The sequence below is a fragment of the Bradyrhizobium sp. CCBAU 11434 genome (assembly GCF_028128895.1).
Taxonomy (GTDB): domain Bacteria; phylum Pseudomonadota; class Alphaproteobacteria; order Rhizobiales; family Xanthobacteraceae; genus Bradyrhizobium; species Bradyrhizobium zhengyangense.
The window spans coordinates 273,222-285,662 of the sequence record NZ_LBJX01000001.1 but is presented as its reverse complement, the minus strand read 5'-3'; the positions used below and the strand labels follow the sequence as shown (position 1 = coordinate 285,662).

Sequence of the window (12,441 nt, the reverse complement as noted above, 5' to 3'; positions counted from 1 at the left end):
CCAGCCTACGATCACGCGAAAGCGCTTGTTGCGCCAAGTCCATCGGTGCCTTTTCTAATCATCCCCATATGAGGACGCTCGTTGGACGTCCTCATTCGGTGGGGGCGAACGGTGGCAATCCATTCCATTCAATCGGAAGCAAGTTCGCGCGGCGCGCGAATGCTGCGCAGCGCGCTTGGCTCTGCGATTGCCAGCTACCTCGAAGACGAAGCGATAATCGAGGTGATGCTCAATCCGGATGGGCGGTTGTGGATCGACCGGTTGTCGAATGGCTTGATCGACACAGGCGAAACTCTCTCCGCAGCGGACGGCGAGCGTATTGTTCGTCTGGTAGCGCACCACGTAGGTGCGGAGGTGCATGCCGGCTCGCCACGGGTCTCGGCCGAATTGCCTGGGACCGGGGAGCGCTTCGAAGGTCTGTTGCCTCCGGTCGTTGCGGCCCCGGCCTTTGCTATCCGCAAACCGGCCGTCGCCGTGTTTACGCTCGACGACTACGTCGCCAGGGGCATCATGACCTCGGAGCAGGGCAGGACCCTGAAGGACGCGGTCGCCGCACGGAAGAACATCCTCGTCGCCGGCGGGACATCGACCGGCAAAACCACACTGACGAATGCGCTCCTGGCCGAGGTGGCAAAGACTGCTGATCGGGTCGTGCTGATCGAAGATACGCGCGAACTTCAGTGCAAGGCGCCCAATCTTGTAGCTTTGCGGACCAAGGACGGCGTCGCCACACTTTCCGACCTGGTTCGCTCATCGCTGCGATTGCGTCCGGATCGTATTCCGGTTGGCGAGGTTCGCGGTGCCGAAGCGCTCGACCTGCTTAAGGCCTGGGGCACCGGTCATCCCGGTGGCATCGGGACTATCCATGCGGGCAGCGCGGTTGGGGCGCTGCGCCGGCTCGAGCAACTCATCCAGGAAGCCGTCATCACGGTTCCGCGCGCCCTGATCGCGGAGACCATCAACCTCGTCGCTGTGCTTGTGGGGCGCGGCGGTGATCGTCGCCTCGCTGAGCTCGCCTTCGTCACCGGGCTCGGGGCCGCCGGCGACTACAACCTTTCAACAGCAGGAGACTGACATGCGTCAGCAATTTCGGTTTCTTCGAGGTGCATCGCTGGCCGCCTTCGGCGCGGTGCTTGTGGCACCCCCGCCGGCGCGGGCGGCTGGCTCGAACATGCCGTGGGAGCAGCCGCTCAACCAGATCTTGCAGTCGGTGGAGGGGCCGGTCGCCAAGATCATTGCCGTCATCATAATCGTTGTGACCGGGCTGACCCTCGCGTTCGGAGATTCGTCGGGCGGCTTCCGCAGGCTGATCCAGATCGTGTTCGGGCTGTCGATCGCGTTTGCCGCCTCGAGCTTCTTCCTGTCGTTCTTCTCTTTCGGTGGCGGCGTGGTGATCTGATGGATGATCAGGTGGCAGGCTTTGTCGTGCCCGTTCACCGCGCGCTCACTGAGCCAATCCTGATGGGCGGCGCGCCGCGGTCGGTCGCGATCGTCAACGGCACGCTCGCGGCAGCCCTAGGGCTCGGACTTCGGCTCTGGATTGCTGGGCTTGTCCTCTGGTTCATCGGCCACATGGCCGCTGTCTGGGCCGCCAAGCGCGATCCCGCCTTTGTCGATGTGGTGCGTCGACATCTGCGCATTCCCGAACATCTCAACACCTGAGTCCTCTGTCATGATGAATCTTGCCGAATATCGCCATTCCAACGCGCGCCTTGCCGACTTCCTGCCTTGGGCGACCCTGGTCGACGAGGGAATTATCCTCAACAAGGACGGCTCGTTCCAGCGGACGGCGAAGTTCCGGGGGCCTGACCTCGACAGCGCGGTATCGGCAGAGCTTGTCGGCGCCGCCAGTCGCCTGAACAACGCCCTGCGCCGTCTGGGATCTGGTTGGGCCTTATTTGTTGAGGCGCAGCGTCATTTTGCTGGGGCCTATCCTCCGAACACCTTCCCGGATGTCGCGTCCGCACTGGTCGACGCCGAGCGCAGAGCTCAATTCGAAGAGGCGGGGGCCCATTATGAGTCCAGCTACTTTCTGACCTTCCTCTATCTGCCGCCGGAGGAGGGAGCCGCCAAGGCAGAGCGCCTGCTCTATGAGGGCCGCGATCGGACCGTTGGAGCAGACGCGCGCGAGGCCCTCCGCGGGTTTGTCGATCAAACCAACCGCGTGCTGCAACTCGTCGAAGGGTTCATGCCGGAATGCACCTGGCTCGATGATCAGGACACGCTGACCTACCTGCACTCGGCGATCTCCACCAAGCGTCACCGCGTTCGCGTGCCCGAAATTCCGATGTACATCGATGCGCTGTTGGCGGACCAGCCGCTGACCGGCGGGCTTGAGCCGATGCTGGGGGAAGCCAACCTGCGAGTTCTGACGATTGTCGGCTTTCCGGGCGCGACGACCCCGGGAATTCTGGATGATCTGAATCGCCTGCCATTCTCTTATCGTTGGTCGACCCGAGCGATCATGCTCGACAAGACCGATGCCACCAAGCTGCTGACCAAGATTCGTCGGCAGTGGTTTGCCAAGCGAAAATCCATCGGCACCATCCTCAAAGAGGTCATGACGAACGAGGCGTCGACGCTGCTCGATACCGACGCCCACAACAAGGCGCTTGATGCCGACGCGGCGTTGCAGGAACTGGGGTCTGATCAGATCGGACAGGCCTTTGTCACGGCAACCATTACCGTCTGGGATCGCGATCCCAATGCTGCCGATGAAAAGCTGAGGCTGGTCGAGAAGGTCATTCAGGGTCGCGATTTCACCTGCATGATCGAGGCGGTGAACGCCGTCGAAGCCTGGCTCGGCAGTCTGCCGGGCCACGTCTACGCCAACGTGCGGCAGCCGCCGATCTCAACTCTCAACCTCGCCCATATGATTCCGATGTCGGCCGTTTGGGCCGGTGAGGCGAGGGACCTCCACTTTAAGGGGCCGCCGCTTCTGTTCGGCAAGACCGAGGGATCAACGCCGTTCCGATTCTCACTCCACGTCGGTGACGTCGGCCATACCCTTGTGGTGGGACCGACAGGCGCTGGCAAGTCAGTGCTGCTCGCGCTGATGGCGCTACAATTCAGGCGTTATCCGAACTCTCAGGTCTTTGCGTTTGACTTCGGTGCTTCGATCCGGGCGGCCGCCCTTGCGATGGGAGGTGACTGGCATGATCTCGGTGGCGCACTGTCCGACGGAGGTGAACAACCCGTCGCCCTGCAGCCGCTGGCCTGGATCGATGATCCTTCCGAACGCGGATGGGCCACGGAATGGATCTGCGCAATCCTTGCTCGGGAAAAGGTCGAGATCACCCCGGAGGTCAAGGATCATCTGTGGTCGGCGCTGACATCTCTCGCTTCGGCGCCGAGGGAGGAACGGACCCTTACGGGCCTGTCCGTCCTGCTTCAATTGAACTCCCTGAAGCGGGCCCTGCAACCATACTGCCTGGGCGGACCCTCCGGGCGCTTGCTTGATGCTGAATTCGAGCGTCTCGGCGAGGCGTCGGTCCAGGCCTTTGAGACCGAAGGCTTGATCGGAACGAGTGCTGCGCCGGCCGTGCTGGCGTACCTCTTCCATCGTATTGGTGATCATCTCGATGGCCGGCCCACACTCCTGATTGTCGATGAAGGTTGGCTTGCCCTTGATGACGAGGATTTTGCAGGGCAACTCCGGGAATGGCTGAAGACGCTTCGGAAGAAGAACGCGTCCGTCATCTTCGCCACACAGTCGCTTTCGGACATTGATGGATCTGCGATTGCTCCGGCGATCATCGAGAGCTGTCCAACACGGTTGTTGCTGCCGAACGAACGGGCAATCGAACCGCAGATCGCCGCCATCTACCGCCGCTTCGGCCTCAATGACCGCCAGATCGAGCTTGTGAGCCGGGCAACGCCAAAGCGCGACTACTATTGCCAGTCGCGTCGGGGCAACCGGATGTTCGAACTTGGCCTTGGTGAGGTCGCGCTCGCCTTTACCGCAGCCTCTTCCAAGACAGACCAGGCTGCCATCGCGCAACTGCTCGCCGAATATGGACCTGACGGCTTCGTGCCGGCCTGGCTTCAACACCGTGGCGTCGCCTGGGCTCTCGACCTGATCCCCAATCTCGTCAATCTGGAGAGATCGCTATGAGACGACTTGGTTCATTTCTGATCGCTGGCACCATCGCTCTCTCGCTCGGCGTCGCCGGGCCTGCGCGGGCGCTGATCGTCTTCGATCCCAACAATTACCTTCAGAGCGTCCTGACGGCCGAGCGGGAGCTGCAGCAGATCAATAATCAGATCACCTCGTTGCAGAACGAGGCGCAGATGCTGATCAATCAGGCGAAGAATCTGGCAAACCTGCCGTACTCGTCGCTACGGCAACTGCAATCTTCGATCCAGCGCACTCAGCAATTGCTGGCCCAGGCCCAGCGCATTGCCTACGACATCCAGCAGATCGATCGCGCCTTCTCGACCAGCTACGCGCCGGCCGCTGGCAACCAATCCAGCCAGTTGCTAGTCACCAACGCTCAATCGCGGTGGCAAAATACTTACGCAGCAACGCAGGACGCGCTTCGCGTCCAGGCAGGAATCGTTGGCAACCTCGATACAAACCGCATCCAGACGTCCGCGCTCGTAATGTCTAGCCAAGCCGCAAGCGGCGCGCTGCAGGCAATGCAGGCTGGCAATCAAATCCTTGCGCTGAACGCGCAGCAGCTCGCCGACCTCACTGCTGTCGTGACGGCACAGGGCAGGGCGCAGAGCCTTGAATCGGCTCAGCGCGCCTCGGCCCAGGATCAGGCCCGAGAACAACTTCGGCGCTTCCTGACACCTGGGCAGGGCTATCAATCATTCAACGTGCAGATGTTCCACTAATGACCGACGTAAAGGCATTCAAGGCTCTGTCGCTGCTTACGACAATCGGCCTAGTGGCCGTCGCTGCTTGCACGATTCAGCTGCGTGGCGGAGACAATTCTCCGCCGGCACCGAAGGCGGAGCAGACGACCGATGCAACCAGCTCCGACCTCGCGCGCTGCCGCGGCGTCACTCCGGAAGAAACAGCGGATTATCGGCATTGTAAGGGCGTTTGGGACGAAAACCGCCGTCGCTTCTTTGGCAAGATAGGTAGTGCCGCAGCTCCTGGCCACGACGATGCCGCCGCTGGCGTTGCGCTTGCTCCAAAGGACCAAAGCCGGATTCCACAGGGATACCCGAACTTGGCGACACCTGAGGCGAGCAAGCCATGACGGGTGCGGGGATCATTGACCAGTTTCTGGAAACGTTCACGCGTTATATCGACAGCGGTCTCGGATTGCTCGGTAGCGACGTCGGGTATCTCGCAGCGACCCTTGCCGCGATCGACGTCACGCTTGCCGCGTTGTTCTGGAGTTGGGGGCCGGACGAAGACATCATCGCGCGCCTCGTCAAGAAGACGCTCTTTGTGGGCGTCTTTGCCTACCTTGTCGGCAACTGGAACAGCTTGGCGCGCATCGTCTTCGAGAGTTTCGCCGGTCTTGGGCTGAAAGCATCGGGTGCAAGCCTGTCCGCATCCGATTTCATGAGGCCGGGAAAGATCGCTCAAGTAGGACTCGACGCCGGCCGACCGCTGCTCGAATCAATCTCCAACCTGATGGGCTACATCAGTTTCTTCGAGAATTTCGTCCAGATTGTCGTCCTTCTATTCGCTTGGATCGTGGTGCTGCTCGCTTTCTTCATTCTGGCGATCCAGCTCTTCGTTACCCTGATCGAGTTCAAGCTCACCACGCTGGCCGGCTTTGTCCTCATTCCCTTTGGCTTGTTTGGCAAGACTGCCTTCGCGGCCGAGCGGGTCTTGGGCAACGTCATCTCTTCAGGGATCAAGGTCCTGGTCCTGGCCGTCATCGTTGGGATCGGCTCGACCTTGTTTTCACAGTTCACCGCGGGCTTCGGCGGCGCACAGCCGACCATTGAAGACGCGATGACACTGGTGCTCGCGGCGCTATCCTTACTGGGTCTCGGAATCTTCGGTCCGGGTATCGCAAACGGCCTTGTGTCAGGCGGACCGCAACTCGGCGCTGGCGCCGCGATTGGAACAGGCCTTGCTGCCGGCGGCATTGTTGCGGCGGGCGCGGGCCTCGCCGGCGGCGGTGCCGGTCTCGCTGGCGGCGCGATCGCAGGTGCCGCGCGCGGTGGCGGCGCTGTCATGAGCGGAGCAAAATCCGCTTACCGGACTAGCGGCTTCGCCGGCGTCGCCGAAGCTGGTGCCTCCGCTACCATGAGCCCGTTGCGTCGTGCAGCGGCTGCGCTCGGCGGGGGTGGGGAAGCCGGTGCGCAGACCGCGAGCACCTCGGCCGAAGGGCAGCCCGATTGGGCGCGACGCATGAAGCGCGCCGAGGCTATTCGGCATGGTGCCTCCGCCGCTAGCCAGGCCGTCCGCTCGGGCGATCATGGTGGCAGCGGCTCCTCCGTCGATTTGTCCGAAGGAGAGCGCTGAGACGCACCACTGCACCTCCGCTGTACAGCACAACGTCTCAAACCCTTCCATCGCACCACTCGAAAGCGATCACTTGATCTCAGGGGCAACTATCGATGTTCAAACGGCCATCAGTACACTACGGGCCCATGCCCGAGCCGATCACGCCTTATCAGAAGGCAGCGCAGGTTTGGGACGAGCGCATCGGATCTGCCCGCGTGCAGGCCAAGAACTGGCGCCTGATGGCGTTCGGTTGCTTAATGCTATCGGCCGGTCTCGGGGGTGGCCTTGTCTGGCAATCGAGCCAAGGCTCGATCACGCCGTGGGTGGTTGAAGTGGATCATCTCGGCCAGGCCCAAAGGGTCGCGCCGGCCAACATTGACTATCAACCGAGTGATGCGCAGATCGCCTACCATTTGGCGCGCTTTATCGAGGATGTCAGAGGCCTACCGGCCGACGGCATCGTTCTGCGCCAAAACTGGCTCCGGGCCTATGATTTTACAACCGATCGCGGTGCGGCTGCGCTCAACGACTATGCGCGCAATAATGACCCCTTTGCCAAGCTGGGCAAGTCCCAAATCTCAGTGGACGTATCGAGCGTCATTCGAGCATCGTCGGAGAGCTTTCGCATCGCGTGGACCCAGCGCGTCTATGACAACGGCTCGCTGAGTTCGACTGAGCGCTGGACTGCCATTCTCACCATCGTGATCGAGACGCCGCGCGATGCCGAACGGCTGCGCAAGAATCCCCTTGGCGTCTACGTCCGCGCCATCAACTGGTCGAAGGAGTTGAACCAGTGACCAAGACGCCGTCTCACGTTCATTCGAAGCACCCCTTCGTGCAAGGTGGGCTCAATTCTGTGACCGCGAAGCGAGCATGTCTGCACGCTCTCCTGCTTTATTCGTCAATGCTTGGCGGGTGCGCGACCTATATCCCGCCGGAGATCAGCTATGACGCTGAAGTGCCTCCGTTACCGGTGACGCCGGTGACTCTCGACGACAGATCGCGACCACTTCACGTTCCACCCCTCTGGAAGCCGGCTCTTGGAGGCAAGCCGGGAGGAAAGGAAGACGCCGAACCCGTGAGCCGGGTTGAGACTGCAAACAACGCAGCCCGCGTCGAACCGCGCAAGCGGGGGTATTTCAATGCGGCGCAAATCTACGCCTATAGTCCGGGAGCGCTCTATCAGATTTACGCCGCGCCTGGGCAGATCACGGATATCGCGCTCGAGGAGGGAGAACAGTTGACGGGATCAGGGCCGATCGCGGCTGGAGATACCGTACGCTGGGTGGTGGGCGATACCGAGAGCGGGAGCGGCGACACACGACGCGTCCATATCCTAGTCAAGCCTACCCGAGCGTCGATCGAGACCAATCTCGTCGTCAATACTGACCGGCGCACGTATCTGATTGAGCTCCGCTCGCGCGAGCGGCCATACATGCCATCCGTTGCCTGGTACTATCCTGAAACGGTACGCGAACGATCGCGTTCGGTCGCTCTGAAACCCGTTCTTCCCGATCCGGCACAGCGTATCTTCCGCTATGCCATCGAAGGGGACAGTCCTCCCTGGCGGCCGCTCGCCGCATATGACGATGGCCGCAAGGCCTATGTCGAATTCCCGCAAGGCATCGTGCAGGGCGAGATGCCGCCGCTCTTTGTCATCGGCCCGGAAGGCAAGACCGAACTCGTCAACTATCGCGCCTACGGCAACGTGTTGATCGTCGATCGGCTGTTTGCGGCCGCCGAACTGCGGCTTGGCGGTGAACACCAGCAGAAGGTTAGGATTGTCAGGACCGACGGGAGGCCGTCGTCATGAATACCCGGAATGAAGCCGATCACCAGCGAGCTGCTCCGCCGGCTACACAGGAGGAGCAGTCCAGGAGCTTCCGCTTGAGGGCAGAGCATCCGCGCGTGACACGGTTGTCGCGGAAGGTCTTAGCCGGCGGGAGCGCGGTTGCCCTACTTGTCATCGGCGGAGCGGTCCTGTGGTCGCTACAGAGCACTCGCTCCCGTAATCAAGCGGCCGATGAGCTTTACAGCACCGACCACCACAATGTTGCCGACGGCATTACGACGCTGCCGAAGGACTATGCTGGCGTTCCGCGCCAGCCAATCCCGCAACTTGGTCCGCCACTCCCCGGGGACCTCAGTCGACCGATACTTGCCGCTCAAGGCCAGTCGCCGATGATCGGCACTGATCCGGATCAGCAACGTCGGGATCAAGAGACCGAAGCAGCACGCATCAGTCACCTGTTCGCTTCGGCCAATGGTCGAGAAGTGCGTCCGTCCGCTGCTGCGGCGGTTGGAAACGAGCGCGTAGTGCCTGCGAGCGCGACGGGCACCGGGGACGACGGAAATGCGCAAAACGGTCAGGACCGCAAGCTTGCCTTCGTGAACGCCTCTGTGGACCGTCGCACAGTCAGTCCTGATCGCGTCACCAAGCCAGTCTCACCGTATATCGTGCAGGCTGGGACGGTTATTCCGGGAGCCCTGATCACCGGAATCCGATCGGACCTTCCAGGCCAAGTGACCGCGCAGATCACCGAGAATCTTTTTGACACACCGACGGGCCGCTTTCTGCTTGTGCCCCAGGGAGCGCGTCTGATCGGGGTCTACGATAGCCAGGTCGCTTTCGGCCAATCCCGCGTCCAGCTGGTCTGGACACGGCTGATCATGCCGAATGGACGTTCTATCGTTCTCGAGCGTCAGCCTGGTGCTGACACTGCCGGATATGCAGGCCTCGAAGACGAGGTCGACAATCACTGGGGTGAGCTGTTCAAGGCTGCGGCACTTTCGACGTTTTTGGCTGTCGGAACCGAACTGGGTGCCGGCTCGGACACCAACAGCAACGACAGCGCAATCATCCAGGCATTGCGGCACGGCGCCTCGGACTCGCTGAACCAGACCGGACAGCAGGTGGTTCGGCGCAGTCTCAACATCCAGCCCACGCTGACCGTACGACCTGGTTTCCCGGTTCGCGTTCTCGTCAATCGCGACCTCATACTTCCGCCATACGGAGGATGAGCGATGCCGAAACTTAGAATAGGAGCGCTTCCAGACGACAAGCCGGTCAAGGTCACCACTGAGCTTCCGGCAGCGGTGCATCGGGATCTCGTTGCCTATGCAGAGGCTTTGGTACGCGAAAACGGGCAACGCGTCGATCCTACGAAGCTGATCGCGCCCATGCTGGCGCGTTTCATGGCTACTGACCGCGGATTTTCTAAACTGAAACGTGAAGGTCACGTACCGGCCGCCGGCGAAGGACAGTGATGCTCGTGGTTTCCTCGAAGCCGTTGCCCACGCTAAATAGTTGCCAGCACAGCGAAGCGCTGCCGAGTTGGCATCAAGAGCTGAGATATGGCGTCGCAAAGTGTGTTTTCGAGTTTGCCCGAAACAACTCCGATTACCAATTTTTCCCAGTTTTCAGCCGGGGGGCGCTGGGCGTCGACGTGCAGTTATTCGGTCATCTTTCGCGTTACACTGCTCCGGCCATCGACACTGAGAGGCACGTCACCCTCGATCGTGGCCCGACGTACGACGCGATGCTGGTTCCCGTAATCGTTGACCGCGTAATGATGCGTTGCGCGGTTATCCCACAGCGCAATATCGCCCTCTAACCAATTCCAACGCACAGTGTTTTCGGGCGCAGTGATGTGAGACTGGAGCAGATCGAACAGCTTTTGTCCATCGTATTTGCGGATTCCAATAAAGTCCTTCACCAAGGCGCCGAGCACTAGCGTCCGCTCGCCCGTTTCGGGATGGACGCGTACGACGGGATGCTCGGTCTCAAAAACTGTTCTGGTGAACACCTCGTCAAAATGTTTCTTGTCGACCTCGCGGACCCGCGCGATCCCGGCGTAATCGAAGACGTTGCTGTGAACGGCCCAGAGGGCCTCGGCAAGCCGTTGTAGCGGCGGCGGCAGACCAAGATAAGCGGCAGCGGTGTTCGACCATACGGTGTCGCCTCCGAACGTTGGCATTACAACGGCCCGCAGGACCAAAATCTTGGGATAGGCGTCGGCGAAGGTCCCATCCGCATGCCAAACGTCGGCACGACCGCCGCCGCGAGTGGAGTCCAGTTCGAGGAGCGACGCCATTCCCTTGGTAGCACCGAGCATCGGATGTGGCACTAGCTTTCCGAGACGAGCGGCAAAGCGCTCATGCTCAGCGTCATTGAGATGTCCTTGATTGCGGAAGAAGATCACCTTGTGCTCGAGCAGTAAGCTGTTGATCGCGGCGATCGTGTGGTCCGGTAGGTCGCCTGATAGCTTGATATTTTTGACTTCGGCGCCGATGCGCGCTGCACGTTTCACAACATCGGTGCTCGGAATGGCGCCTCCGATCAAAGCGTTTGTGCTCATCTTACTTTTCCAAGCCCTTGCAGTTCTTCCTCACCCCTTGGGACAAATGATCTTCAGCAAGCATCGTGCCAAGCAAAACGCAAGCATCGCGAAGCGACAGCAGGAGCGAGCAAACGGCAGATCTTGAGTTGGCAATAGTTTATGGTGGTCATGAATTATGTAGTCCGGCCCTGCCGCGCGGAAGCGCGCCTCGAAAACATATCATCCCACGATTGATACGTTGACGAGACCGAGATTGCGGGCAAGTTCCGTCTCAACTGGCATATCGCTCACTATGACGATGACGGTTCTTTCTGGGGACTAATCATTGGCCTGCATATACAAGCGTCGCGGCTCTTGCTTGCTCATGCTCCTAGACTGAGTTGCGCGGCGCGCAACTGTCAAAATGTCGCTGACGTGAGTCTCCATTCCGAGTCGTTGTCACTTGTGCGCGACTTGGTTCAACAATGTAATTGCTTCCGGGGGGCGAGATGGAGTTTGCAGAGCGTGAGCATTGCTGCCTCCGCGGCTCTTTTCTGGATTGCTTTGTTTTGAGCAATGGCCATCCCGGGCGGCGCAGGGAGCCGCAGAGTCGGATGGGCTTTCGAAAGTCTGGACACTTACTATGCGCGTTGTGCTGGACGTGACACCAGATTGTGCCTCTGTCAGAATACGGACAAGTGCCTGCACAGTGCGGCAAGCCCGAGCTGACGTTTTCGTTCGTGAATTTCGCGAGTTAATTGATGGCCCGACCGCTGGGATTCGTGAGAGCTGTAGATGTAAGATGGCTGCGGCGCTGCTGGTCATGCACATTTTCGTCTCAGTCCTGAACCAAGATAAGAGCTGCAACTTCCTGGTCCCGTGCCAGTTTGCTCGCCGCTAGGCCGGTGGCGATACCAATACGATCAGGCGTGGGGCGGTTTTGGCTCATCTTGCGTTTGCCTTCGACCATGGGGATCGGGATGCGCACGCCGACGATTTCACGCAACTGGGCGCCGCCGATGAAATCCGCGGGAGCATCGCTGACGGCCCAGGGCGTCGCACGTGATGTCTCATGGATATTCGTCAGACGCGTCACAACCTCAAGCAGGCGAGTGGGATCCTCGAAGAACTCAATCGGCCCATGGGCGTGGACCGCGATGTAATTCCATGTCGGAACCACATGTTCAGCTTGTCGCTTGCTAGGATACCAGGATGGCGTCACATAAGCCTCTGCGCCAGTAAAGATCGCCAGAGCTTCTCCGATCGGGCCGTGCGCCATTGCGGATTGCCCTTCGCCAGGTGCCCGTATAGTGCGCCGTGTTCGCCTTCGCTCTCGTCGAGGAAGAGCGGAAGAGGCGTCGCAAGTGGCCCATCTGATGTCGCTGTGACTAGGTTGGCCAATCGGGCGCAGCGGATTGTCGCTCGAATATTCTCGATGTCGTCATCTCGAAAGTGGGTTGGTATGTACATGAAGGCTCTCCGTTGGAGGTCGTCGAGATAGACGCAAGTCAATATGCGAGAAAACTGCCAGTTTTAGTCGCTCCCGTAGAGCTTCTCCGCTTCCTCTTTTGACGTGACGGCTTCGGATTTATTTGGGACGCGGGCAATTCCACTCAGCCGCTTCAGTCCGTCGAGCTGCCGTTGGGTTGGTGTTTCCGTAGCTATTTCCTGCGGGCTGAGCCAGGCATTCATGGACCTTCAGAG

The 12,441-nt window shown here is 60.4% G+C and carries 13 protein-coding genes and 1 pseudogene; 11 read left to right on the top strand and 3 right to left on the bottom strand.

Annotated elements, in window-relative coordinates; translation table 11 throughout:
• Positions 1-159 precede the first annotated feature (159 nt).
• From trbB to XI06_RS01275, 11 genes are all read left to right on the top strand, one after another.
• Positions 160-1,074 carry a P-type conjugative transfer ATPase TrbB gene (gene trbB / locus XI06_RS01325; protein ID WP_271604452.1) on the top strand — a complete coding sequence of 305 codons (915 nt, stop codon included), beginning with the start codon at positions 160-162 and terminating at the stop codon, positions 1,072-1,074.
• Position 1,075: 1 nt separating this feature from the next.
• A complete protein-coding gene (locus XI06_RS01320; protein ID WP_271604451.1) occupies positions 1,076-1,399 on the top strand; it encodes a TrbC/VirB2 family protein in 324 nt (107 codons plus the stop codon).
• The gene (locus tag XI06_RS01315) at positions 1,399-1,662 is read left to right on the top strand and encodes a VirB3 family type IV secretion system protein (RefSeq protein WP_271604450.1); all 264 of its coding nucleotides are present in this window, start codon (positions 1,399-1,401) and stop codon (positions 1,660-1,662) included. Before XI06_RS01320 ends, XI06_RS01315 begins: the two co-directional genes overlap by 1 nt.
• A gap of 10 nt (positions 1,663-1,672) precedes the next feature.
• Positions 1,673-4,114 (top strand): conjugal transfer protein TrbE, encoded by a 2,442-nt coding sequence (trbE, locus tag XI06_RS01310; RefSeq protein WP_271604449.1) that lies wholly within the window; start codon positions 1,673-1,675, stop codon positions 4,112-4,114.
• The gene (gene trbJ, locus XI06_RS01305; protein ID WP_271604448.1) at positions 4,111-4,839 is read left to right on the top strand and encodes a P-type conjugative transfer protein TrbJ; all 729 of its coding nucleotides are present in this window, start codon (positions 4,111-4,113) and stop codon (positions 4,837-4,839) included. Before trbE ends, trbJ begins: the two co-directional genes overlap by 4 nt.
• Positions 4,839-5,210 (top strand): putative entry exclusion protein TrbK-alt, encoded by a 372-nt coding sequence (trbK-alt, locus tag XI06_RS01300; protein WP_271604447.1) that lies wholly within the window; start codon positions 4,839-4,841, stop codon positions 5,208-5,210. The genes trbJ and trbK-alt overlap by 1 nt, the downstream gene beginning before the upstream one ends.
• Entirely contained in the window at positions 5,207-6,436 is a 1,230-nt protein-coding gene (gene trbL / locus XI06_RS01295) for a P-type conjugative transfer protein TrbL (RefSeq protein ID WP_271604446.1), read from the top strand. The genes trbK-alt and trbL overlap by 4 nt, the downstream gene beginning before the upstream one ends.
• Positions 6,437-6,531: 95 nt before the next feature.
• Entirely contained in the window at positions 6,532-7,215 is a 684-nt protein-coding gene (gene trbF, locus XI06_RS01290; protein WP_271604445.1) for a conjugal transfer protein TrbF, read from the top strand.
• The gene (gene trbG / locus XI06_RS01285; protein ID WP_271604444.1) at positions 7,212-8,231 is read left to right on the top strand and encodes a P-type conjugative transfer protein TrbG; all 1,020 of its coding nucleotides are present in this window, start codon (positions 7,212-7,214) and stop codon (positions 8,229-8,231) included. The genes trbF and trbG overlap by 4 nt, the downstream gene beginning before the upstream one ends.
• The gene (locus XI06_RS01280; RefSeq protein WP_271604443.1) at positions 8,228-9,439 is read left to right on the top strand and encodes a TrbI/VirB10 family protein; all 1,212 of its coding nucleotides are present in this window, start codon (positions 8,228-8,230) and stop codon (positions 9,437-9,439) included. Before trbG ends, XI06_RS01280 begins: the two co-directional genes overlap by 4 nt.
• Before the next feature lie 3 nt (positions 9,440-9,442).
• Positions 9,443-9,685, top strand: a complete 243-nt coding sequence (locus XI06_RS01275) for a DUF2274 domain-containing protein (protein ID WP_271604442.1) — start codon at positions 9,443-9,445, stop codon at positions 9,683-9,685.
• 185 nt (positions 9,686-9,870) lie between these two features.
• Here XI06_RS01275 and XI06_RS01270 read toward each other — a convergent pair whose 3' ends face one another.
• The 3 genes and pseudogenes from XI06_RS01270 to XI06_RS01260 all read right to left on the bottom strand — a co-directional run bounded on the left by XI06_RS01270 (position 9,871) and on the right by XI06_RS01260 (position 12,429).
• Positions 9,871-10,776, bottom strand: coding sequence for a TauD/TfdA dioxygenase family protein (locus XI06_RS01270; RefSeq protein WP_271604441.1), 906 nt, complete (start codon positions 10,774-10,776; stop codon positions 9,871-9,873).
• Between the two features lie 799 nt (positions 10,777-11,575).
• A pseudogene (locus XI06_RS01265) lies at positions 11,576-12,207 on the bottom strand (FMN-binding negative transcriptional regulator).
• A 63-nt stretch (positions 12,208-12,270) separates the two neighbouring features.
• A complete protein-coding gene (locus XI06_RS01260; protein WP_271604440.1) occupies positions 12,271-12,429 on the bottom strand; it encodes a hypothetical protein in 159 nt (52 codons plus the stop codon).
• Positions 12,430-12,441 lie beyond the last annotated feature (12 nt).

Bases quoted from the DNA above. Each gene is read 5' to 3' on its own strand.
- trbB (WP_271604452.1), top strand. From the start codon at position 160: ATGCTGCGCAGCGCGCTTGGCTCTGCGATTGCCAGCTACCTCGAAGAC.
- XI06_RS01320 (WP_271604451.1), top strand. From the start codon at position 1,076: ATGCGTCAGCAATTTCGGTTTCTTCGAGGTGCATCGCTGGCCGCCTTC.
- XI06_RS01315 (WP_271604450.1), top strand. From the start codon at position 1,399: ATGGATGATCAGGTGGCAGGCTTTGTCGTGCCCGTTCACCGCGCGCTC.
- trbE (WP_271604449.1), top strand. From the start codon at position 1,673: ATGATGAATCTTGCCGAATATCGCCATTCCAACGCGCGCCTTGCCGAC.
- trbJ (WP_271604448.1), top strand. From the start codon at position 4,111: ATGAGACGACTTGGTTCATTTCTGATCGCTGGCACCATCGCTCTCTCG.
- trbK-alt (WP_271604447.1), top strand. From the start codon at position 4,839: ATGACCGACGTAAAGGCATTCAAGGCTCTGTCGCTGCTTACGACAATC.
- trbL (WP_271604446.1), top strand. From the start codon at position 5,207: ATGACGGGTGCGGGGATCATTGACCAGTTTCTGGAAACGTTCACGCGT.
- trbF (WP_271604445.1), top strand. From the start codon at position 6,532: ATGTTCAAACGGCCATCAGTACACTACGGGCCCATGCCCGAGCCGATC.
- XI06_RS01280 (WP_271604443.1), top strand. From the start codon at position 8,228: ATGAATACCCGGAATGAAGCCGATCACCAGCGAGCTGCTCCGCCGGCT.
- XI06_RS01275 (WP_271604442.1), top strand. From the start codon at position 9,443: ATGCCGAAACTTAGAATAGGAGCGCTTCCAGACGACAAGCCGGTCAAG.
- XI06_RS01270 (WP_271604441.1), bottom strand. From the start codon at position 10,776: ATGAGCACAAACGCTTTGATCGGAGGCGCCATTCCGAGCACCGATGTT.
- XI06_RS01260 (WP_271604440.1), bottom strand. From the start codon at position 12,429: ATGAATGCCTGGCTCAGCCCGCAGGAAATAGCTACGGAAACACCAACC.